Below are 18,912 nucleotides of genomic sequence, written 5' to 3' on the forward strand. Positions count from 1 at the left end.
GGGACCTGATATGCAGGCGCCCGCCACGACGCCACGCCTGACCGGCGTGGCGGTGTTCTTCTACGTGTTCCTGCCATTCGCGCTGGGACACTACCTGTCCTCGCTGCTGCGCAACGTGAACGCGGTGCTGGCCTCGCACCTGGTGGGGGCGCTCGCGCTCACGCCGGGCGAACTGGGGCTGCTCACCAGCGCCTTCTTCTTCGCCTTCGCCCTGGTCCAGCTGCCGGTCGGGATTGCGCTCGACCGCTGGGGACCGCGCCGGGTGCAGCTGGCGATGATGCTGGTCGGCGCTTTGGGTGCGCTGCTGTTCTCGCGCGGCAGCGGCTTCGGCCAGCTGCTGGTGGCGCGCGCCGTCATGGGCCTCGGCCTGGGTGGCTGCTTCATGGCGGCGGTGAAGGCGGTGTCGACCTGGATCGCGCCCAGCAAGCTGCCCTCGGTGCACGGCTACCTGATCGCGGTCGGCGGACTGGGCGCCGCCACCGCCACCATGCCGGTGCGGCTCGCGCTCGACTACACCGACTGGCGTGGCCTGTTCGCGATCCTGGGGGCGCTCACCGCCTGCTCCGGGCTCCTGATCGCGCTGCTGTACCCGCGCGACACGCAAGCGGCGCCGAAGCGCGGTCCGCTCGGCCAGGCGCTGCGTGATGTGTTCCGGGCGCCGGTGTTTCGCAGCACGGCCTCGCTGGTCCTGATTCCGCATGCGGTGTTCTTCGGCATCCAGGGCTTGTGGATCGGACGTTGGCTGAGCGACGTCGCGCGCTTCCCGGACGATGCGGTGGCCTACCTGCTCTACATGGGGATGACGGCGGTGATCTTCGGCGCCATCGCGGTCGGCACCATCACCGAGTGGGCGGGACGGCGCGGCATCGCCCCGCTCGACGTCGCGGCCGCCGGCATCGGTGTCTTCCTGCTGGTGCAGGCCGCCTTCATCGTCAACTACCAGCCGAGCTTCCAGCTGCTGTCGGTGCTGTTCACGCTGGTCGGCACGATCACCGGCATCGAGTACGCCATCGTTGCCCAGTCGATGCCGCGCGAACTGACCGGGCGCGCGGCCACCTGCCTGAACCTCCTGATCTTCATCGGCGCCTTCGTGGTGCAGGCGGGCTTCGGCGTGATGGTCGGGATGTGGACGGCCGACGCGGGCGGCCATGCACCCGCCATCGCCTACCGCGCCGCGTTTGCCGTTCTGGTGGCGGTGCAGTTGCCCGGGCTGGTCGGCTTCGTGCTGCGGCGGCGCCGTGAGCGCCGGGCGCATGCCGCGGCCGGGGTTGAGGAGGCACTGGCGGCGCCCTCGTGAAGGCCGGCGGGCAGTGCGATATTCCCTGATTGGCCCGCATCTGGCAAGATGGATGCTGCCCGCCCACAGGAGAAAACCATGCGCCATTACCCGCTCGGAGCCATGCTGTTGCTGCTTGCCGCCTGCGGCGACCGTTCCACCCTGTCACCCGGCGCCGACGTCGGCCTCGAGCCGGCGATCGCGTCGCCGGTCAAGCGCATCATCCCGACCGTCGACATCGCGCCCGCCAAGGGCTGGCCGCCGGGGAGCACACCGGTCGCCGCGGCCGGCCTCGCGGTGAAGGCCTTTGCGTCCGGCCTCGATCACCCGCGCTGGCTGCTGGTGCTGCCTAACGGCGACGTGCTGGTTGCCGAAACCAATGCGCCTGAGCGGCCGGAAGACAAGAAGGGCATCCGGGGCTACATCATGGGCAAGGTGATGGCCAAGGCCGGCGCCGCGGTGCCGAGCGCCAACCGCATCACCCTGCTGCGCGACGCCGACGGCGACGGCGCCGCCGAAACGAAGACGGTCTTCCTGAAGAACCTGAACTCGCCCTTCGGCATGGCCCTGGTGGGCGACATGCTGTACGTGGCCAATACCGACGGCATCGTACGCTTCCCCTACAAGGACGGCGCCACCGAGATCACGGCCGGTGCGCAACCGGTAGCGGCGCTGCCGGGCGGGCCGCTGAACCACCACTGGACCAAGAACATCATCGCCAGCAAGGACGGCCGCCGGCTGTACGCGACCTCGGGCTCGAACAGCAATGTCGCCGAGAACGGCATCGACAAGGAAACCGACCGCGCCGCCATCCTCGAAGTCGATATCGCCAGCGGTAGGACGCGCCTGTTCGCCTCCGGCCTGCGCAACCCGAACGGCCTGGCCTGGAACCCGGAGACCGGGGTGCTCTGGACCGTCGTCAACGAGCGCGACGAACTGGGCAGCGACCTGGTGCCGGACTACCTGACGTCGGTGAAGGAGGGCGGCTTCTACGGCTGGCCGTACAGCTACTACGGCCGCCACGTGGACGAGCGCGTCCAGCCGCCACGCCCCGACCTGGTGGCCAAGGCGATCGTGCCGGACTACGCGCTCGGCGCCCACGTGGCGGCGCTGGGCCTGGCCTTCTATACGGGCCATCTGCTGCCCCAATTCGCGAATGGCGCCATCATCGGCCAGCACGGCTCGTGGAACCGCACGCCGCTGTCGGGCTACAACGTGGTCCACGTGCCCTTCAGGGCGGGCAGGCCGGCGGGCAAGCCGGTCGAGATCCTGGGCGGCTTCGTCGACCAGCAGGGCGATGCGCTGGGCCGCCCGGTGGGCGTGGCGGTGGACAAGGCGGGCGCCATCCTGGTGGCGGACGACGTCGGTAACGTGATCTGGCGCGTGACGCCGGGCGCCCGCTGATTTACGCGCAGTCGCCCACCAGCAGCAGCGGCAGGCCGGTCCACGCGATCCCCACCAGCGCCAGCAGGGCGCCGAGCGCTGCCGCCCAGTGGAGCAGGCCCGCGCCTTGCGCGTCCTGCAGGATGGCGCGCTCACGCCACGCCAGCCACGCGCACACGGCCAGCGCCAGCGCGGTGGCGCCCCCGAGGAGCATCCGGTCCGGTCCTCCGGCGCGCATCGCGGCCGGCGTGCACTGCGCCGCCGCCAACAGGTAGCAGAAGGCGAAGTGCGCGGCCCACACCAGCAGCGGCAGGGTGCCGCGCACGAACCGGCGGAAGAAATGATCGTGCATGCCTACTCCATCAGCAGCGGAAGGATGCGCACCAGCGCCATGCCGGCCAGGCCCTGCAGCGTCGTGTAGTGCCACAGCAGGGAGACGTTGTCGAGCGTGGCGCGGCTATGCTCTCCCAGGTGGCCGCGCCAGGCGCGCAGGCACAGGTAGGGCCCGGCGATCGCCAGCACCACCACGTGCAGGCCCTGGTAAGCGAGGAGGGCCCCGATCGCCGCGCCCCAGGCGCTGGCGCTCGGATCGAGCCCGGCGAACTGGTGGCCGCGCAGGTCGAGCATGAAGGAGGCCGCGGTACAGGCCAACGCCGCCAGCACCAGCCAGGGCAGGCGCCGCTTGCCCAGCGCGCGCAGCGCCAGCAGCATCAGGACCGAGCCGGCTACCAGCAGGCCGCCGGACGCCAGCTGCCAGGGCAGCTCGGGCAGGGCGGCGCCCGGCGGCGGACAGACCATCAGGCGCATCGACACGTGGACGTAGGCGTAGCCGAAGGAAGCGAAGATGCAGGCGTCGACCACCAGCATCACCATCGTGCCCCACCAGGATTGCGAAGAGGTAGTCTTGGCGTTCACCGGCAGCACCAGGTCGTCGCTGACCCGCGCCTGCTTGACTGGCGGCTTGCGGTCGGATTCCCACAGCCAGGCGATGGTGCCGGCCACCGCCATGAAGCCGAATATCCAGGCCAGCAGCATGGCCTTCACCGTCAGCAGCAGGAAGAAGCCGGCAGTGCCGAGGGCGGCGATCACGGGCAGCCAGCTGTCGCCCGGCAGCACCATCAGGTAGCGCGGCTCGGCGCTGACCGGGCTGGTGGCGATGGTCTCGCGCAGGCCGGTGGCGGTTTGCGGCAGGTAGTGCTGGCCGCGGTCGACTTCATCCGAGAGCGTAGGCTGGTCCCACAGCGGGTTGACCGAGGTGATGCGCGGGATGCTGCGGTTGCCGTAGGATTCGGAGGTGAGCCATTCCAGCGTTGGCGCATTCCACGGGTTGCCCACCTCCTTCTCCGGCCGGCGCAGGCTGCGCACGACGTCAAAGATGAACAGCAGCACGCCGAAGGCGAAGACAAAAGCCCCGACCGTGGACAGCAGGTTCAGGAAGTCCCAGCCCATCTGGGCGTCGTAGGTGTAGACCCGGCGCGGCATGCCGTACAGGCCCGTGATGTGCATCGGGAAGAAGGCCAGGTTGAAGCCGCCGAACATCAGCCAGAACACCCAGCGCGCCACGCGTTCCGACAGCGCCTGGCCCTTGACCAGGGGCAGCCAGTAATACATCGCCGCGAACACCGGGAACACCATGCCGCCGATGAGCACGTAGTGCAGGTGGGCCACGATGAAATAGGTGTCGTGCACCTGCCAGTCGAAAGGAATCACGGCCACCATCACCCCGGTCAGGCCGCCCAGCACGAAGATGAACATGAAGCCCATCAGGAACAGGGCCGGCGAGTGCATCTGCACGCGCCCGTTCCACAGGGTGGCGATCCAGGCGAACACCTGGATGCCGGTCGGGATCGCGACCGCCATGCTGGCTGCCGAGATGAAGCTCATCTCCAGTACGCCCAGGCCGGCGGTGAACATGTGGTGGGCCCACAGGCCGAAGCTGAAGAAGCCCACGCCCACCAGCGCCACGATGATGGCGCGCCGGCCCACCAGCGGGGTGGCGGCAATGGTCGGGATCATGGTCGAGACCATGCCGGCCGCCGGCAGGAAGATGATGTAGACCTCGGGGTGGCCGAAGAACCAGAACAGGTGCTGCCACAGGATCGGGTCGCCGCCGCGTTCGGCGATGAAGAAGGGCCAGTCGAAGGCGCGCTCCAGTTCCAGCAGGGCGGTGCCGGCGATCACCGCGGGGAAGGCGAACACGATCATCACCGCCACCACCAGCATGGCCCAGGCATACACCGGCATGCGGCGCAGCGTCATGCCGGGCGCGCGGGTGAACAGGATGCCGACGATCAGCTCGACCGCGCCGGCGATCGCCGAGATCTCGATGAAGCCGATCCCCAGCAGCCAGAAGTCGGCGTTCAGGCCGGGCGAATACTGGTTGCCGGTATAGGGCGGGTACATGAACCAGCCCCCGTCCGGCGCCAGTCCCACGAAGATGGTGCAGAAGAAGGCCAGGCCGCCGAAGGCATAGGCCCAGTAGGCATAGGCGGACAGGCGCGGGAAGGGCAGGTCGCGCGCGCCCAGCATGTTGGGCAGCAGGTAAACCGCGATCGCCTCGACGATGGGGATCGCAAACAGGAACATCATCACCGTGCCATGCATGGTGAAGACCTGGTTGTAGGTGCCGGGACTGAGCAGGCCGTTGTCGGGCACGGCCAGCTGGACCCGCATCAGCAGCGCCAGGATGCCGGCCAGGATGAAGAACAGCAGGGCGGTGCCGATGTAGAGCAGGCCGATGCTGGTGTTGTTGACCGACTTGAAGAAGCGCCAGCCGGTGGGCGTGCGCCAGACTTCCTTGAGACGCTCGAGTTCGCCCTCCGGGCGAGGCAGGGAATTAGGCAATGCGTCGGAAAGCGGCTGCGTCATTTCAGGTGCTCGAGGTAGGTGGACAGCGCGTTCAGCGTCTCGCTGTCGAGCTCACGGGAACCCGGCATGAAGACGCCCGGCTTGGCCTTCTGCGGGTCGGCAATCCAGCCGCCGAGGGCGTCGCGGTGGGTGCGCAGCAGGCCTGCGCCGATGTACATGCGGCTGCCGACGTGGGTCAGGTCCGGCCCCAGGCGTGCGCCTTCCGCCAGGCCGCGGATGGTGTGGCAGGCCTGGCAGCGCTGCTCCAGGAATACGGCGCGGCCGCGCTCGAGCAGCTGCGTGCTGGCGAGCTGGGCCGGCTGGGCCTGGCGCGCCAGCCAGGACTCGAACTCCTGCGGACTGGATGCCACCACGTGCAGCGCCATCTTGGCGTGCTGGGCGCCGCAGAATTCGGCGCACTGGCCGCGGTAGATGCCGGGCTTCTCGGCGCGCAGGGTCAGGCTGGTGACGCGGCCCGGCACCATGTCGCGCTTGCCCGCGAGCGATGGAATCCACAGGCTGTGGATCACGTCGGCGGAATTCAGGCCCAGGTGGACGGCGCGTCCGGTCGGGATGTGGATCTCGTTGGCGGTGACGACCTCAATCCCGCTGGCCGGGTCGTGGTAGCGCACTTCCCACCACCACATCTTGGCGGTCACCGAGATGTTCAGGGCGCCGTGCGAGGTTTGCGGCGCCAGCTGGGCGCTGCGCCAGGTGCTCCATGCCAGCAGTGCGGTGAGCACCACGACCGGGAAGGCGATGCCGCCGCCGCCGATCCACAGCAGCGCGCGCGCCGGCCGCTCGCGGCGCCGCAGGCTCAAGTAAAGCAGCGCCATCACGGCCACGAAAATCAGCGTACCGGCGCCGAACAGCACCCAGGCGAACTGGCTGATGATGGCGGCGTCCCAGCCGCCCGGATGCAGGACCGATTGCAGCGTATCGTTCATGCGCCGCCTACCTGAGGGTGTACAGGAAGGCCGCCATGTGGCGCGCCTCCTGTTCCGTAAGACCCATCGGCGGCATCTCGGTGCCGGGCTTGACGGCATGCGGCACGCGCAGCCATCGCACCATGTTGTCGGGCCGGTTGGGAATGCCGCCGGCGATGTAGCTCAGGCGGCCGATCGTGTCGAGCGCGGGGCCATCGCTGCCGGCGGCGCCCTGTACGCCGGGAATCGTGTGGCAGGCGCCGCACTGGTACTGGGTCACCAGGCGCAGGCCCTGCTCCACCTCGCCGCCGGGAACGATCGAGCGCGGCTCGTCCTTGCATCCGCCGAGCAGCATGGCGGACACCAGCATCAGGCCGGCGTGTCGTGTGCTTTTGCGGACGGAATCGTAGGGTGGACGGGTGCGCACGCTTGGAAATCGGAATTGTGGAGTGGCTTTTATAATACACAAACAGTGATGTAATTTTTTTAACGAATCCAATCGGACGCACCCCGCCCATGCTGAACAACCGCCAACGGCTGATCGTCAAGACCGCTGTACTTACGCTCGTGGCAGCGGGCGTCACCGCAGGCGCGGCGGGTCTCGCCGTGCTGTTCGGCGGCTGGTACAACATCGGCGCCACCGCCCAGCATTTCCCTCCCGTGTACCGCGTGCTGGAAGCGGGGATGAAGTACTCGGTGCGCAACCACGCCGAGGATGTCAAGGTGCCGCCGCTCGGGGGCGAGCAGCAGCTGCGGCTCGGCGCCCAGGTCTATCGCGACAAGTGTGCGCAGTGCCACGGCGGTCCAGGGTTTGCGCAGTCCACCATCGGCATGAGCATGCAGCCGATTCCCGGCCCGCTAGTGGACGCGACCCAGCGCTGGAAGACGCGCGAGCTGTATTGGGTGACGAAGAACGGTATCAAGATGAGCGGCATGCCGGCCTGGGAATACCACCTGCGCGAAGACGAGATCTGGGCGGTGGTCGCCTTCGTCACGGTGCTGCCCACCATGACTGCGCAGGACTACCGCGCATGGACGGCGCAGAACGCTCCTCAGGGAGCGGCGCCTTGAAGACGCTGCCGATGCTGCTGCTGGCCCTGGCCCTGGCCGGCTGCACGCCCAAGCGCCCGCCCGCCGGCGTGCAGGGCGACCCGGAACGCGGCAAGATCGCCGTCAGCCAGTACGCCTGCCAGTCCTGCCACCTGATCCCCGGCGTGCCGGGCTCGAAAGTTTACGTTGGCCGTCCCTTGTCCGATATGGCGCGGCGCAAGGTGCTGGCCGGCGCGCTTCCGAACGACCAGGCCAGCCTGGTGCGCTGGATCCGCGATCCGCAGTCGGTCGACCCGCATACCGCGATGCCGGACATGGGCGTGAGCGAACGCGATGCGCTGGACATCAGCGCCTATCTGCTCACGCAATAAGCGCGCCTTTGGTATCATCGCCCGCTTGGCCCTGCGGGGCATGTTCTACACATGGGGAAGACAAGAATGAGATTGGTGCGCTATGGCCGCCCGGGCAAGGAAAAGCCGGGCCTGTTCGACGAAGAGGGCCGCCTGCGCGACCTGTCCGGGATCATCGACGACATCGACGCGTCCCAGCTGGGCGACAAGGCGCTGCGCAAGCTGGCGAAGCTCGACTGGAAGACGCTGCCGCAGGTACGCGGCAATCCGCGCCTGGGCGTGCCGGTCAAGGGGGTCGGCAAGTTCATCGGCATCGGCATGAACTACGCCGACCACGCCGCCGAGACGGGCGCCGCGGTGCCGAAGGAGCCGATCTTCTTCACCAAGGCGATCAGCTGCCTGTCCGGTCCCGACGATCCGGTCCAGCTGCCGAAGGGCTCGAAGAAGACCGACTGGGAAGTGGAACTCGGCGTGATCATCGGCGCCCGCGCCCAGTACGTGACGGAAGAAGAAGCGCTCAAGTACGTGGCCGGTTACACGGTGGTCAACGACGTGTCCGAGCGCGCCTTCCAGTTCGAGATGGGCTCGCAGTGGGACAAGGGCAAGGGCTGCGACACCTTCGGCCCGGTCGGACCCTTCCTGGTAACGCGCGACGAGGTCTATGACGTGCAGGACCTCGACCTCTACCTGGAACTGAACGGCAAGCGCATGCAGACCGGGAACACCTCGAACATGATCTTCACGGTGGCGCAGATCGTCAGCTACGTATCGCGCTTCATGACCCTGGAGCCGGGCGACATCATCACCACCGGCACCCCGCCGGGTGTCGGCATGGGCCGCTCGCCGCAGCGCTTCCTGAAGAAAGGCGACAAGCTGCGCCTGGGGATCGCGGGCCTGGGCGAGCAGCAGCAGGACGTGGTGGCGTTTCCGAAGTAAAGTCTTAATCCGGCAGGGGCCCCACCCCTGAGCCGGGTACCGCCGTCCTGGCCGTGTTCATCACCATGGCCAGGAAGGTGTAGTAGCCATTCAATCCCATCAGGTCGACCACGCCCTGTTCGCCGAACAGGGCCAGCGCGTCCGCGTACACCCGGTCCGACACCGACTTCCGCTCGTGCAGCTCGATGCAGAAGTCGTGCACCACGGCTTCGTCCACCAGCATGCCCTCCGGCCGGCGGCGCTCGGCGATCGCCTCGACCACCGCGGGCGGGATCCCCACCTGGGCGGCGATCGGCGCGTGGATCGCCCATTCCACCTGCTGGTTCCACTGGCGCGCCGTGACCAGGATCGCCAGCTCCGACAGCCGCACCCCGATCGCACTGCGATAGCGCAGGTATTCGCCCATGCGCTGGGCGTACTCCATCAGTTCCGGGCTGCGCAGCAACGGCACGAAAGGCCCGTAGACCGCCCCGCGCGGGCCGTCGATGATGGCCTGCGCCGCGGCGCGCTGGGCCGGGGTCATATCCTCGAGCGCGATCGGTCCGAGTCGGTCGGTCATGGCAGGGAAGCGCAAGCAACAATTGTTGTAATTGGAAAATAATTGCACAGCGTCCGTCAAAAATCAAAAGAACCGGCGCGCCGCACGCTTATTGTCAAAGCCTTCTACTTCCCGAGGGAGTCGCAATGAGCCATATCCTCCACCGCAACCTGCGCCAGGTACCGCCGACCGCGGTGTCGGGCGACGGCATCCGCATGCGCGACAAGGCCGGCCGCGTCTACATCGACGCCAGCGGCGGGGCGGCCGTGTCCTCGCTGGGCCATGGCCACCCGGACGTGATCGCCGCCATGCACCGCCAGATCGACCGCTGCGCCTATGCCCACACCGCCTTCTTCACCACCGACGCGGCCGAGGAGCTGGCGGACCGCCTGATCGCGGGCGCGCCGCAGGACATCGGCGGTGTCTACCTGGTCTCGGGCGGCTCGGAAGCGATGGAGACGGCGCTCAAGCTGGCGCGCCAGTACTGGGTCGAGGCGGGCGAGCCGCAGCGGCGCCTGTTCATGGCGCGCCGCCAGAGCTACCACGGCAACACCCTGGGCGCGCTGGCGGTGGGCGGCAACGAGTGGCGCCGCAAGGCCTTCGCGCCGCTGCTGATGGACACCGTGCGGGTGAACGCCTGTTACGAATACCGCGGCCGCGCCGCCCACCAGAGCGTGGACGACTATACCGCCGGCCTGCTCGACGAGGTGGAAACCCGCATCCTGGAAGCCGGGCCGGAGAACATCATCGCTTTTGTCGCCGAACCGGTGGTGGGCGCGACCGGCGGCGCGATCCCGCCCACGCCCGGCTACTTCCAGGGCGTGCGCGACATCTGCGACCGCTACCGCATCCTGCTCATCGCCGACGAAGTGATGTGCGGGATGGGCCGCACCGGCAGCATGTATGCGATCGAGCAGGACGGCGTGGCGCCCGACATCATCGCCATCGCCAAGGGCCTGGGCGCGGGCTACCAGCCGATCGGCGCGGTGCTGGCGCACCAGACCATCATCGACTGCCTGCGCAGCGGCAGCGGCGTGTTCCAGCACGGGCATACCTACATCGGCCACCCGGTGGCGGCGGCTGCCGCGCTGGAAGTACAGAAGGTGATCGAGCGCGACGACCTGCTCGGCCGGGTGCGCAGCCGCGGCGCCACCTTGCGGCGCATGCTGGGGGACGTCTTCGGGACCCACGACCACGTGGGCGACATCCGCGGCCGCGGGCTGTTCCTGGCGCTGGAATTCGTGCAGGACCGCGCCACCAAGACGCCGTTCCCGCCGGAGCGCAAGCTGCACGCGGCGATCAAGGCCAAGGCGATGGAAAACGGGCTGATGGTGTACCCGATGGGCGGGACCATCGACGGGCAGGTCGGCGACCACGTGCTGCTGGCGCCGCCCTTCATCGCGACGGCGGCGGATCTGTCGGAGATCGTGACGCGCCTCGCCGATGCGGTGGAGGCGGCGTTGAAGCAGTAAGGAGGCGGGTCAGGCCAGGACCTTGCGGATCCACTTCGAGATGTCCTGCACTTCTTCCAGGCACAACGAGTGCTGCATCGTGTACTGGTGCCACTCGACCTGGTAGCCCAGCTCCTGGAGCACCTGCGCCGACTGCTGCGCGCGGATGAAGGGCACCACGTTGTCGTGGGTGCCGTGGGCCATGAAGATCGGGGTGGACAGGCTTTCTTCGCTGCGTTCCTGGCCCACCACGGTGGCCAGCGGCAGGTAGCCCGACAGGCACAGCATGCCCGCCAGCTTTTCCGGATGGCGCATGCCGGTCTGCAGCGTCATCGCGCAGCCCTGCGAGAAGCCGGCCAGGATGATGCGCGAAGCCGGGATGCCGCGCGCCTTTTCGCGGGCGATCAGGGCTTCCACGTCGCGCTGCGAGGCGCGCAGGCCGCCTTCGTCCTCGCGGCGGGTCAGCTCGGCGCCGGTGATGTCGTACCAGGCGCGCATCACGTAGCCGCCGTTGATCGTCACCGGCATCGTCTTCGCATGCGGGAACACGAAGCGGATGCCGGGCAGGCCGGACAAGTCCAGTTCGTTCACGAGCGGGACGAAGTCGTTGCCGTCGGCGCCCAGTCCGTGCAGCCAGATGACGGCCACTTCCGGATTCGGTTTGGTTTCGATCTCGATGTTTTCCAGCAGCTGGGTCATGCAGTTTTCCTTTATGCGGCGGGAGGACGCAGCGCCGACTTCGGGCGGAAGGTCTTGCTCACCGCGGGGTTGGTTTCCATATACGGGCCGCCGATCAGGTCGATGCAGTAGGGGACCGCGGCGAAGATGCCGCCCACCACCACAGTGCCCGCATCGTCCTTCAGGCCTTCCAGCGTTTCCTTGATCGACTTCGGCTGGCCCGGCAGATTCATGATCAGGGCCGCGTGGTCTTGCGTCTCGCGGATCACCGCCGTCTGGCGCGACAGAATCGCGGTCGGCACGAAGCGCAGGCTGATCTGGCGCATCTGCTCGCCGAAGCCGGGCATTTCCTTGCTTGCCACGGCCAGCGTCGCCTCGGGCGTCACGTCGCGCCGCGCAGGGCCAGTGCCGCCGGTCGTCAAGACCAGGTGGCAGCGCACATTGTCGACCAGGTCGATGAGGGTGCGTTCGATCTCGGCGCGCTCGTCGGGGATCAAACGGGTCTCGACCCGGAACGGCGTGGTGATGGCTTGCGCCAGCCAGTCGTTCAGGGCCGGAATGCCCTTGTCCTCGTAGACCCCGCCGCTGGCGCGGTCCGAGACCGACACCAGGCCGATGATCAATTCCTGATCACTCGTCGTCGGACTCGTCATCGCCCGTTTCTTCCTCGTCGTCGCCTGCCGACTGCTTCGGTTTCTTGCCCAGATCCTTTAGGATCTGGAAGATCTCGCGGTAGGCCTTCGGCGGCTTGTTCTCCGCCTGTTCCTTGCGCGCGTTGCGGATCAGGGTGCGCAGGTGCTGCACGTCCAGTTCCGGGTTCTCTTCCAGCAGCTGGGTCAGGGCCTTGTCGTCCGCCAGCAGCTTTTCGCGGCGGCGCTCGAGGGCGTGCAGCGCGGCGGTCTCGGCCTTCGAGGCGCCTTTCCAGCTGTCGATGGTGCGCTTGATGACGTCGACTTCCGCCTCGTCCAGCGTGCGCATCTTCTTGCCCACGAACTGCAGCGCGCGGCGGCGGCCTTCGTGGTTGGTAATGCTCTGGCAGGTGAGGATGGCTTCCTTCACGTCTTCCGGCATCTCGACGCGCTTGACGCGGTCGCGCGGCGCCTCGACCAGCTGTTCGCCGAGCTTTTGCAGCTCGTTCGACTGGCGCTTGGCTTCGGACTTGGAGGGACGTTCGTATTCTTGTTCGAACTCGTTGGACTGGAAGCCCACGGAGCCGCGGTTTGGATTAGGCATGATATCTGGAATGACTCGGATTGATCCCGCAGTGTTCCTATTGCGCGAGGCCGGTCAGTGAAAATAGTAAACGGCTGCTATGATAACTGTTTTAGGGCTCGCTACGAAAAACACGACATGAACGACTCCGCTTTTACCCATACCCAGGACCAGCTGAAACAGCTCGCCCGCGACGTATTGGCGTTCGCGAAAGAGCAGGGCGCCACCGATGCATCGGTCGAAATCAGCGAAGGCAGCGGCCTGTCGGTTTCCGTGCGTAAAGGCAAGATCGAGACCATCGAGCAGAACAAGGACAAGGGCATCGGCGTCACGGTCTACTATGGCCAGCGGCGCGGCAATGCCAATACCTCCGACTTCTCCACCAAGTCCCTGAAGGACACCGTGGAAGCGGCCTGGAACATCGCCCGCTTCACCGCCGAAGACAACTGCGCCGGCCTGCCCGACGCCGAGCTGCTGGAAATGAACCCGCGCGACCTGCGCCTGTTCTACCCCTGGCAGATCAGCACCGAGGAAGCGGTCGAACTCGCCCAGCGCTGCGAAAACGCGGCCTTCGAAGTCGACCCGCGCATCAGCAACAGCGAGGGTTCCAGCGTCTACGTGCAGCAGTCGCACTTCGTCGGCGCCAACTCGCGCGGCTTCATTGGCGGCTACCCGTTCTCGCGCCACACCATCTCGGTGGCGCCGATCGCCGGCAAGGGCAACAAGATGCAGCGCGACGACTGGTACACCTCGGCGCGCGACCCGAAAAAGCTGGGTAAACCGGAAGCCGTGGGCCGCTACGCCGCCGAGCGCGCGCTGGCGCGCCTGAATGCACGCAAGCTCGACACCCGCACCTGCCCGGTGCTGTTCGAGGCCCCGCTGGCCGCCGGCCTGCTCGGCGCGTTTGTCCAGGCCGTATCGGGCGGCGCGCTGTACCGCAAGTCGAGCTTCCTGCTCGACACCCTCGGCAAGCAGGTCTTCCCCGAGCACATCAACATCGTCGAAGACCCGCACCTGGTCGGCGCGGTCGGCTCGGCGCCTTTCGACGAGGAAGGCGTGCGCACCACCCGCCGCAAGGTGGTCGACAATGGCGTGCTACAGGGTTACTTTCTGTCCTCGTACTCGGCGCGCAAGCTGGGCATGCAGACCACGGGCAACGCGGGCGGTTCGCACAACCTCGACATCGTCTCGACGCAAACGAAGCGCGCCGACGACTTCGAAGGCATGCTGCGCAAGATGGGCACGGGCCTGCTGGTCACGGAACTGATGGGCCAGGGCGTGAACTACGTCACCGGCGACTACTCGCGCGGCGCCTCCGGCTACTGGGTCGAGAACGGCGTGATCCAGTACCCGGTGGAAGAAATCACCATCGCCGGCAACATGCGCGAGATGTTCACCCAAATCGTGGCAATCGGCAACGATGTGCTTGCTCGTGGCAACAAATCGACCGGCTCGATCCTGATCGAGAAAATGGTCATCGCCGGTAGTTGAAAGGGGAGTAAAGCATGAGCAAATTCATTCGCATCGACAAGGAAAACAGTCAGAAGAGCGTCCTGCTCAACCTCGACCTCGTCGCCACCGTCGAAGTGTCGCAGCCGTCTGACCTGCTCAGTTCGGGCAGCGAAACCCGCAAGGCCTACGCCACCTTCCTGGCCGCGGACAAGACCACCATCGCCACTCTGCATTTCGATTCGCTCGACGACGCCGGCAGCTGGGTTACCAAGCACCTGGGCGTCGAACTCTAAATCTTCGTTTCGACAGACGGAGGCAACATGGCCAAGCTCGTTTTGTCGCAAGCCTTCGATTTCCGCAGCGTCCAGGACTGGACCTGGATGCTGCGCGAAACCAATCCCACCAGCATCTCGATCGCGGACACCAGTCAGCGCCAGACCTTCCAGGGCGACTTCCCGCCCACGACAGGCGGCGGCCTGAGCGGCACGATCGCCAGCAGTTCCTACTTCCTCAAGGACAGCCTCGTCTACAGCCTCAGCGGCCTCGACCATGCTGCCAGCCTGCTCGCGCCCTATGTCGAGCGCAAGGGCGACCTGCGCGGCCTGTATGAACCCTTCCTGGCGGGGGACGACAGCATCGAGGGCAGCGCCGGCGCGGACGGCTTGATGGGCTTTGCCGGCAACGACCGCATCCGCGGTGGCGCGGGCGACGACTGGATCTCGGGCGGCAGCGGGCGCGACATCGCCCTGTATGCCGGCGCACGCGCGGGTTTCAGCATCGCACGCACGGCCGACGGCTTCACGGTGATCGATGGCTCCGGTCTCGAGGGCCGGGACAGCCTGACGGGCGTGGAGCGCCTGGTCTTCGCCGACACCCACGTCGCGCTCGACGTCGGCGCCGGCGAGACCGGCGGGCGCGCCTACCGCCTGTACGAAGCCGCCTTCAACCGCACGCCGGACGCCGCCGGCGTCGGCTTCTGGATCGGCCTGCTGGACCGCGGCGTCGCGTTCACGACCGTGGCCCAGGGCTTCCTCGATTCGCGCGAATACCACGAGGCCTACGGCTCGGCCATGACCCACCGCGAACTCGTCACGCGCTACTACACCAACATCCTCGACCGCGCACCGGAGCAGGCCGGGCTCGACTTCTGGGTCGGCAGGCTCGATGCCGGCGCGTCGCGCGCCGATGTGCTGGCCGGGATCAGCGAAAGTGCGGAAAACATCAACGGCACAGCGGCGCTGATCGCCAATGGCTTCTCCCACACTCCCTATGGCTGAGAACAAGACGAAGGCGAACGGCGCCAGCGTGCGCGCCTACCTGGATGCGATTCCGGACGCCGCCCGGCGCCCGGACTGCGAAGCGATCGTCGCGCTGATGAACAGGGTGACCGGCGCATCGCCCGTGATGTGGGGCGACAGCATCGTCGGCTTCGACAGCTACCACTACAAGTACGCCAGCGGGCGCGAGGGCGACGCCCCGCTCACCGGCTTCTCGTCGCGCAAGGGCGACATCAGCATCTACCTGTCCTGCGAGCTGCCGCAGGACGACGCGCTGCTCGGGCGCCTCGGCCGGCACAAGATGGGCAAGGCCTGCCTGTACCTGCGCCGCCTGGACGATGTCGACCTGGGCGTGCTGGAGCAGCTGGTGGCGCGGGCGGCGCAGCTTACGCGGGCGCGCTACGCTGCCTGACAGCCCCCAGTCAGTCCTTAGGCAAAATACGGCGTGTAGACAATGCCGTTGGCGATCAGCTCCGCCACCGCTTGCTGGTTTTCCGTACTCTCGCTGATCGCGGCCAGCACCTGGGCCAGGCTCGCCTTCTTGTTGTCGAGGACGTCCAGCCAGTAGGCGTAGCCGGCCGCCTCGGGTTCACGGTGCAGGATGTTCTTGTAGAGGCGGGAGACGATCTCCGTATTAGTCGGGGCGCTGCCGTACAGGTTGGCGAACTCCCTTGACGCAATGAAGCCGGCAGCGATCGAGGTCAGCGACGCCCCCTTGTCCATTTCGGCAAGCCAGTAGCCCATGCCGGTCGTGTCCGGCGCGCGATCGAAGGCGGCGCGGTAGATCCGGTAGGCCTGGCCTGCCACGCCGTCGACGTCGAGCGCCATGTGGCCGTCGGCGAAGACGATGCGTTCCACGCCCACCAGGCTATCGCTACCGTCGCCGGCGCTGCGTTTGTCCTCTACCAGGAAGCCACCTGCATTGCGCGTGATCTTGTAGTTGCCGATGCCGCCGTAGTAGCGCGCCGTATCCAGCCCCGCGCCGCCGAGCAGCATGTCGTTGCCTCCCGCCCCCAGCAAGCTGTCGTTGCCGGCGCCGCTATCGAGGCGGTCGTTGCCGGCGCCGCCGACCAGTGCGTCGCGGCCGGCGCCGCCCGTGCTGTCCCGCGGCGCGGCGGAAACCGGTGGGAGCGTGTTCGACGTGAGCTGTGGGTCGAACCCTTCCACGAAGTGCGCCGCGGTGAGCGTGCCGGCGCTGATGCCGGCGAGCCTGAGCGCGGTCTGGAAACCGTGGGTGCTGTACACGCCGTCGAGGTCATATTGCAGCAGCGTGTCGCTGCCGCTTTGCACCAGCCGCAGGTAGCCGGCGGGGCCGAAGGGATTGATCCCCCCGTTCAGCGGCAGGTCGAGGGCGAGTGCTCCCAGCTGGATGCGGTCGCCGCCGGTTCCGAGCTGGAAGTCGGTCACGGTATAGCCCGTGGTACCCGCCTCGAACAGGTCGCTGCCCTCGCCGCCGGTGGCGGTCGCGAGATCGCTGCCACGCCGCCAGACGTCGACGCGGAAAATGTCATTTCCTACTCCTCCCAGCATGACTGCGCGGCCGGGATTCGCAAACAGCGGGATGTAGACGAGCAGGTCGTTGCCGTTGCCGCCGTCGAGGCGCGCCTTGCCGTCGTAGCTGGTGAGCGTGTCGTTGCCGTCCTGTCCCTCCAGCAGGTCGTCGCCGGTGCTGGTCAGGATGTCGTCGCCGGCGCCGCCGAGCAGCGTGTCGTCGCCGAGGTGATCGACCAGGTAGTCGTCGCCGGCGCCGCCTTCGAGCCTGTCGTTTCCGGGCCCGCCATCCAGCGTGTCCTTGCCGTCGCCGCCCTGGGCGACGTCGTCGAGCCAGCCGCCAGTCCAGCTGTCGTCCCCCGCGCTGCCGGTCCAGCGGATGCCGGCCGTGCTGCCGTCCGGCGGCAAGCCCAGCGCCATATTGGTTGCGGACAGCTGGTTCTTGTCGACGTTGCGCAGGGTGAGGAAGTCCCTGGGTGCGGCGCTCCCGGCGGCGCCATCGGTGTCGAGCACGACGACGGTGTCGGCGCCGCGCTGTTCCAGGCGCAGGTGGCCACTGGCGAAGGGCGAGCGCTCCGGCGCGACCCAGTAGCTCCCGAGGTCGATGTCGAGCAGGTCGCCGCCGCTACCCACCTGGAAATCGGTGATCGTCAGCGCGCCTTTCCACGCGGCCCATCCGATGTGGAAGCTGTCGCTGCCGGCGCCGCCCGTGAGCAGCACCTGGACCGGCGCATCGAATGAGGGCGCGATCTCGAAGCGGTCGTTGCCGTCGCCCCCGTCGAGTTCGACACGCGCCGCCGGCGTGTTCGAGTTCGCCGACGCCAGTACCAGCCGGTCGTCGCCGGCACCGCCGCGCAGTACGTCGTTGCCCCCGTGGCTGACCAGGGTGTCCTTGCCGTTGCCGCCCTCGAGCACGTCGTTGCCGAATGGAAGCACGCTGGTGCTGCCGGTAGGGAGGCTCTCGCCAGGAAAGTCACCATACAGGCTGTCGTCGCCGTCCCCGCCGAACAGCTGGTCGTCGCCGCGCCCACCGTCGAGCGTGTCGTTGCCGCCTTCACCGCGAATCACGTCGCCTTGCGCACCGCCGCTCAGGCGGTCATCGGCGGCGCTGCCGACGATCTCGCGGCCGCCGGTCGAGCCGTCCGGATGGTAGCCACCGAGGATATTGCCGGCGCCGATTGCCGCCGCCGAGGTATTGGCGAAGACGATCAGGTCGACGGCGCTGGACGGGTCGGCGCCGCTGCGCTTCTGCAGCACCGCGTCCGCGCCGCGCTGGATGATCTGCATCCCGTTTTCCGGCGCGAAGGGGTTCGCGACGTAGGGCGTGAAGTTGCGCAGGTCGAGGATGTCGCCGACCTCGCCGGTGGCGAAGTCGAGGATCTTCAGGACCGCGCCGTTCGTCGCGTCGACGAAGGAATAGATATCCCTGCCGGCGCCACCGTCGGCCACCACGGTGAAGCCGGGCAGGAACGCCGTCCGCACGCGGATCGTGTCGTCGCCGTCGCCGCCATGGACGGTGACGATGCGCGTGCCGGTCCGGTCCTGGTCGAACGCGTCGATACGGTCGTTGCCGGCGCCGCCGTCGAGCACCTGGCCCGGGCGGCCCTCGATGAGGTCGTTGCCCGCATCGCCTGCCAGCAGGCCGCCCTCGCGCGAGCGCGAAAGCAGCCGGTCGTCGCCTTCGCCGCCGTGCAGCGTGTTCGTGCCGTAGTCGTCGGTCAGGGCGTCGTTGCCGTCGCCGCCGTCGAGGAGGTCGTTGCCAAAGCCGCCATCGAGGGTGTCGTCGCCGGCATAGCCGTACAGTTTGTCATCGCCTTCGCCGCCGCTCAACTGGTCGGCCAGATTGCTGCCGTGGATGACGTCTGGACCGGAGGTGCCGGTCGCGATGACCTTGGTGGGGCTGACGTTGGCGACGGAACCGGTTTGCGACATGGAGAATGCGGCTGAGGACTGGCTGGATAAGGTCATGATAAAAAAGGCAATTCCGAACAGCCGCTACTATCACCGAGCGGTGCTTGCTTGTCGAGAAAAAGCCGGATGTACAA

At 67.6% G+C, this 18,912-nt stretch carries 19 protein-coding genes; 10 read left to right on the forward strand and 9 right to left on the reverse strand.

Features of this window, described 5'->3' with window-relative positions:
* Positions 1–10 precede the first annotated feature (10 nt).
* Positions 11–1,297, forward strand: a complete 1,287-nt coding sequence (locus tag GV068_RS18345; RefSeq protein WP_159701031.1) for an MFS transporter — start codon at positions 11–13, stop codon at positions 1,295–1,297.
* Between the two features lie 78 nt (positions 1,298–1,375).
* Positions 1,376–2,680, forward strand: coding sequence for a sorbosone dehydrogenase family protein (locus GV068_RS18350; protein WP_159701034.1), 1,305 nt, complete (start codon positions 1,376–1,378; stop codon positions 2,678–2,680).
* 1 nt (position 2,681) lies between these two features.
* Here the strand turns inward: GV068_RS18350 and GV068_RS18355 are convergent, their stop codons facing one another.
* From GV068_RS18355 to GV068_RS18370, 4 genes are read right to left on the reverse strand one after another with little or no spacing between them, the layout of a single operon-like run.
* Positions 2,682–3,011 (reverse strand): hypothetical protein, encoded by a 330-nt coding sequence (locus GV068_RS18355; protein ID WP_159701037.1) that lies wholly within the window; start codon positions 3,009–3,011, stop codon positions 2,682–2,684.
* A gap of 2 nt (positions 3,012–3,013) precedes the next feature.
* The gene (ctaD, locus tag GV068_RS18360) at positions 3,014–5,527 is read right to left on the reverse strand and encodes a cytochrome c oxidase subunit I (protein ID WP_159701040.1); all 2,514 of its coding nucleotides are present in this window, start codon (positions 5,525–5,527) and stop codon (positions 3,014–3,016) included.
* Positions 5,524–6,453, reverse strand: a complete 930-nt coding sequence (gene coxB, locus GV068_RS18365) for a cytochrome c oxidase subunit II (protein WP_159701043.1) — start codon at positions 6,451–6,453, stop codon at positions 5,524–5,526. Before coxB ends, ctaD begins: the two co-directional genes overlap by 4 nt.
* Positions 6,454–6,460: 7 nt before the next feature.
* On the reverse strand, positions 6,461–6,859 hold the full coding sequence (locus tag GV068_RS18370; RefSeq protein WP_229464316.1) for a cytochrome c family protein: 399 nt from the start codon (positions 6,857–6,859) through the stop codon (positions 6,461–6,463).
* 89 nt (positions 6,860–6,948) lie between these two features.
* Here GV068_RS18370 and GV068_RS25265 point away from each other — a divergent pair, with 89 nt between their 5' ends.
* From GV068_RS25265 to GV068_RS18380, 3 genes are all read left to right on the forward strand, one after another.
* The gene (locus tag GV068_RS25265; protein WP_229464318.1) at positions 6,949–7,503 is read left to right on the forward strand and encodes a cytochrome c; all 555 of its coding nucleotides are present in this window, start codon (positions 6,949–6,951) and stop codon (positions 7,501–7,503) included.
* Positions 7,500–7,853 (forward strand): cytochrome c family protein, encoded by a 354-nt coding sequence (locus tag GV068_RS25270; protein WP_229464320.1) that lies wholly within the window; start codon positions 7,500–7,502, stop codon positions 7,851–7,853. Before GV068_RS25265 ends, GV068_RS25270 begins: the two co-directional genes overlap by 4 nt.
* Positions 7,854–7,919: 66 nt before the next feature.
* Positions 7,920–8,768 carry a fumarylacetoacetate hydrolase family protein gene (locus tag GV068_RS18380; protein WP_159701046.1) on the forward strand — a complete coding sequence of 283 codons (849 nt, stop codon included), beginning with the start codon at positions 7,920–7,922 and terminating at the stop codon, positions 8,766–8,768.
* Between the two features lie 4 nt (positions 8,769–8,772).
* Here the strand turns inward: GV068_RS18380 and GV068_RS18385 are convergent, their stop codons facing one another.
* Positions 8,773–9,327: a carboxymuconolactone decarboxylase family protein gene (locus GV068_RS18385; protein WP_159701049.1), complete on the reverse strand. Its 555-nt coding sequence runs from the start codon at positions 9,325–9,327 to the stop codon at positions 8,773–8,775.
* 125 nt (positions 9,328–9,452) lie between these two features.
* Here GV068_RS18385 and GV068_RS18390 point away from each other — a divergent pair, with 125 nt between their 5' ends.
* On the forward strand, positions 9,453–10,778 hold the full coding sequence (locus GV068_RS18390; RefSeq protein ID WP_159701052.1) for an aspartate aminotransferase family protein: 1,326 nt from the start codon (positions 9,453–9,455) through the stop codon (positions 10,776–10,778).
* Positions 10,779–10,787: 9 nt separating this feature from the next.
* Here the strand turns inward: GV068_RS18390 and GV068_RS18395 are convergent, their stop codons facing one another.
* The 3 genes from GV068_RS18395 to yjgA are packed head-to-tail and all read right to left on the reverse strand — an operon-like array spanning position 10,788 to position 12,668.
* Positions 10,788–11,456, reverse strand: coding sequence for an alpha/beta hydrolase (locus GV068_RS18395; RefSeq protein ID WP_159701055.1), 669 nt, complete (start codon positions 11,454–11,456; stop codon positions 10,788–10,790).
* 11 nt (positions 11,457–11,467) lie between these two features.
* Positions 11,468–12,088, reverse strand: coding sequence for a molybdopterin adenylyltransferase (gene mog, locus GV068_RS18400; protein ID WP_159701058.1), 621 nt, complete (start codon positions 12,086–12,088; stop codon positions 11,468–11,470).
* Positions 12,066–12,668 (reverse strand): ribosome biogenesis factor YjgA, encoded by a 603-nt coding sequence (gene yjgA / locus GV068_RS18405; protein ID WP_159701061.1) that lies wholly within the window; start codon positions 12,666–12,668, stop codon positions 12,066–12,068. Before yjgA ends, mog begins: the two co-directional genes overlap by 23 nt.
* Before the next feature lie 117 nt (positions 12,669–12,785).
* Here yjgA and pmbA point away from each other — a divergent pair, with 117 nt between their 5' ends.
* Genes pmbA through GV068_RS18425 form a run of 4 tightly spaced genes read left to right on the forward strand, consistent with a single transcriptional unit; the run spans position 12,786 to position 15,788 of the window.
* Positions 12,786–14,138 (forward strand): metalloprotease PmbA, encoded by a 1,353-nt coding sequence (pmbA, locus tag GV068_RS18410; protein ID WP_159701064.1) that lies wholly within the window; start codon positions 12,786–12,788, stop codon positions 14,136–14,138.
* A 14-nt stretch (positions 14,139–14,152) separates the two neighbouring features.
* The gene (locus tag GV068_RS18415) at positions 14,153–14,392 is read left to right on the forward strand and encodes a hypothetical protein (protein ID WP_159701067.1); all 240 of its coding nucleotides are present in this window, start codon (positions 14,153–14,155) and stop codon (positions 14,390–14,392) included.
* A 27-nt stretch (positions 14,393–14,419) separates the two neighbouring features.
* Entirely contained in the window at positions 14,420–15,376 is a 957-nt protein-coding gene (locus GV068_RS18420) for a DUF4214 domain-containing protein (RefSeq protein WP_159701070.1), read from the forward strand.
* The gene (locus GV068_RS18425; protein ID WP_159701073.1) at positions 15,369–15,788 is read left to right on the forward strand and encodes a DUF1801 domain-containing protein; all 420 of its coding nucleotides are present in this window, start codon (positions 15,369–15,371) and stop codon (positions 15,786–15,788) included. The genes GV068_RS18420 and GV068_RS18425 overlap by 8 nt, the downstream gene beginning before the upstream one ends.
* A gap of 17 nt (positions 15,789–15,805) precedes the next feature.
* Here GV068_RS18425 and GV068_RS18430 read toward each other — a convergent pair whose 3' ends face one another.
* A complete protein-coding gene (locus tag GV068_RS18430; RefSeq protein WP_159701076.1) occupies positions 15,806–18,799 on the reverse strand; it encodes a DUF4214 domain-containing protein in 2,994 nt (997 codons plus the stop codon).
* Positions 18,800–18,912 lie beyond the last annotated feature (113 nt).

Origin of the sequence: Massilia sp. 9I, from assembly GCF_902506415.1 — a bacterium.
Classification (GTDB): domain Bacteria; phylum Pseudomonadota; class Gammaproteobacteria; order Burkholderiales; family Burkholderiaceae_D; genus Telluria.